Source organism: Streptomyces sp. NPDC096132 (assembly GCF_044763345.1).
Classification (GTDB): domain Bacteria; phylum Actinomycetota; class Actinomycetes; order Streptomycetales; family Streptomycetaceae; genus Streptomyces.
In genome coordinates this window covers 1-2,645 of the sequence record NZ_JBIWGA010000085.1, presented here as the reverse complement: position 1 = coordinate 2,645, position 2,645 = coordinate 1, and the positions used below count along the sequence as shown (strand labels likewise).

Genomic DNA, 2,645 nt, shown 5'->3' with positions numbered 1-2,645 from the left:
ATCCTCACCGACGTCCCTTGCGTGTACGAGGACTACGGGACACCCGCCCAGCAGCCCGTCCTCGACGCCACCCCCGCCGAACTGCGCCGCAAGGGTTTCCCGGAGGGTTCCATGGGGCCCAAGGCCGAGGCCGCCGCACGGTTCGTCGAGCGGACCGGAGGGCTCGCCGCCATCGGCGCCTTGGACGCGGCGTACGAGATCGTGCACGGCCGCTCCGGCACCCTGATCCGCCCGGATCTCACGGCCGGCTGACGGCCGCGGGGCCGCCGTGCCGCGCCCAACGTCCCCCCGACGCAGGGCCGTTCGGCCCCATGGCCGCAGACCATCGGCATCCGGTGCCGGCCGGCGCGCGCGGCCAGAGTGAGTGACGTCAGGCACCGCCCCGACCGTCCCCGAAGGGAACCACGACCATGGCCGTGCACGAGCACCCTCACCGGAGCTCCGGCTTCCACCTGCCCTCGTTCCGCAGGAACCGGACCGCCACCGCATCCGAGTCGGCCGTGTCGGCGGACGCCGGCACGCACACCGCGCGGGCCTACGCCTTCGCCTCCCTGCGCCTGCTCACCGGGTTCGTCTTCCTGTGGGCCTTCCTGGACAAGACCTTCGGCCTCGGCTACGCCACGCCGTCCGGCAACGGCTGGATCGACGGCGGTTCGCCGACGAAGGGCTTCCTCGGCTCCGTCGCCGTCGGGCCGATGGAGTCGACCTTCCATTCCTGGGCCGGCGACCCGTGGGCGGACTGGCTGTTCATGCTCGGACTGCTCGGGATCGGGCTGGCGCTGGTCGCGGGGATCGCGCTGCGCCTCGCCGCCGTCGCCGGCACGGCGATGATGGCGTTGATGTGGATCGCCGAGTGGCCGCCGGCCAAGCACCTCTCGGACGGCTCGGCGAGCATGTCCACCAACCCGCTCGTCGACTACCACGTCATCTACGCCGTCGCCCTGATCGTCATGGCCGCTGCCGCCGCCGGCGACACCCTGGGCGCGGGCCGGCTCTGGGCCAGGCTTCCCTTCGTCCGCGACCACAACTGGCTGCGTTGAGCACCAGGCCGCGCAGGGGTCGGTGAGCCCGAAGCCGGGACCAGTGGCCCCTGCCCGAGGAACCCCCTGAAGACGACTCTGGAAATCGGATCCCTCACCCCAGGAGGTAGAGATCATGCTCCGCACCATCACCGTGGGGATCGACGGCTCGCGGGAGAGCCGGGCCGCTGCCGAATGGGCGGCTCGCGAAGCGCAGTTGCGCGACCTGCCGCTGAAGATCGTGCACGTCTGGCGGCCGGTGCCGGTGCCGGTGCCGGTGCCGGTGCCGGAGCCCATGGCCCAGGCCCCGCTCCTGGGCACGGAGACCCAGCAGCACTGGACCGAGAGGATCCCCCGGGAGGCCGCCGAGGGCATCGGCCTGCGCCACCCCGGAGTTGAGGTGATCAGGGAGCAGCTCTCCGGTTACCCGGGTGATGTGCTCGTCGAGGCGGCCAAGAGCGCCGAGCTGCTCGTCCTGGGCTCCCGAGGTCTTGGTGGGATCGGCGGGTTCATGACCGGTTCCATCGGTCTGTCGGTCATCGCGCACGCGGAGCGGCCCGTGGTGCTGGTGCGCGCGCTGGAGGTGGCCGCCGACGAGCACGAGCCGGAGCCGACGGGCGTGCCGTCCGCCGCGACGCCGTTCCGGCCCGTGGTCCTCGGACTCGACGTCGAGCACCCGGACGAGACGCTGATCGAGTTCGCCTTCGACGCCGCCCGGCGCCGCGGCACGTTCCTGCGGGTCGTCCATGGCTGGAACCCGCCGCCGTACTACGCGTACAGCGTGCACGCCGACCCCGTACTGCATGAGGCGATCGGCTCGAGCGAGGCCGAAGCCGTTGCCGGGGTGCTGCGTCCGTGGCGCAAGAAGTACCCGGACGTGGAGGTCACCGAGGTGTCCCGCTTCGGCAGTCCGGCTGTGCACGTCGTGGCCGCCGCTCGTGAGGCCTCCCTCGTGGTCGTGGGCCGGCGGGTCCGGCGCAGCCCGTTCGGCACGCACATCGGCCATGTCACGCACGCCGTCCTGCACCACTCCACCGCCCCCGTCGCCGTCGTCCCCCACACCTGATCCAGCACCGCTGGGGCCACCCCGGGCACCCCGGACTCCAGCTGGGGCGGGACGCCCACGGGGTGCCGCACCACGCCGCCTGCGCGTCGCCGTCGTACCCGAGCGGACGGGAGAGAAGCACCCCACCCACTTGATCGTGCCGTCCCCACTCCTGCCGCCTCCACCGCCCGCTGACTTCCGGAGCACCCCATGCCCAAGGTCGAACACCAGGACGCCGTCGCACTCTCCGACCAGGAACTGCACGCCCTCGACGCCCATTGGCGGGCCGCCAACTACCTGGCCGCCGGGCAGATCTACCTGATGTCCAACCCGCTGCTGACCGAGCCGCTGAAGCCGGAGCACATCAAGCCGCGGCTGCTCGGGCACTGGGGCACCTCGCCCGGACTCAACCTCGTGTACACGCACCTCAACCGGGTCATCAAGGCGCGCGGGCTCGACGCCCTGTGCGTGTGGGGACCGGGGCATGGAGGGCCGTCGATCCTGGCGAACTCGTGGCTGGAGGGAAGCTACAGCGAGACCTACCCGGACGTGCCGAGGGACGGCGAGGGCATGGCCCGGCT

2 protein-coding genes and 2 pseudogenes are annotated in these 2,645 nt (G+C 72.1%); all 4 read left to right on the top strand.

Translation table 11 applies throughout. The annotated features are described in order from the left end of the window. Window positions 1-252, top strand: a pseudogene (locus tag ACIRF9_RS52550) (carbamate kinase); the annotation flags it as partial. Window positions 253-410: 158 nt separating this feature from the next. Then, window positions 411-1,040 carry a hypothetical protein gene (locus ACIRF9_RS52545; protein WP_403837777.1) on the top strand — a complete coding sequence of 210 codons (630 nt, stop codon included), beginning with the start codon at window positions 411-413 and terminating at the stop codon, window positions 1,038-1,040. Window positions 1,041-1,155: 115 nt separating this feature from the next. After that, window positions 1,156-2,085, top strand: coding sequence for a universal stress protein (locus ACIRF9_RS52540; protein WP_403837775.1), 930 nt, complete (start codon window positions 1,156-1,158; stop codon window positions 2,083-2,085). Window positions 2,086-2,274: 189 nt separating this feature from the next. Beyond that, window positions 2,275-2,645, top strand: a pseudogene (locus ACIRF9_RS52535) (phosphoketolase); the annotation flags it as partial.

Bases quoted from the DNA above. Each gene is read 5' to 3' on its own strand.
- ACIRF9_RS52540 (WP_403837775.1), top strand. From the start codon at position 1,156: ATGCTCCGCACCATCACCGTGGGGATCGACGGCTCGCGGGAGAGCCGG.
- ACIRF9_RS52545 (WP_403837777.1), top strand. From the start codon at position 411: ATGGCCGTGCACGAGCACCCTCACCGGAGCTCCGGCTTCCACCTGCCC.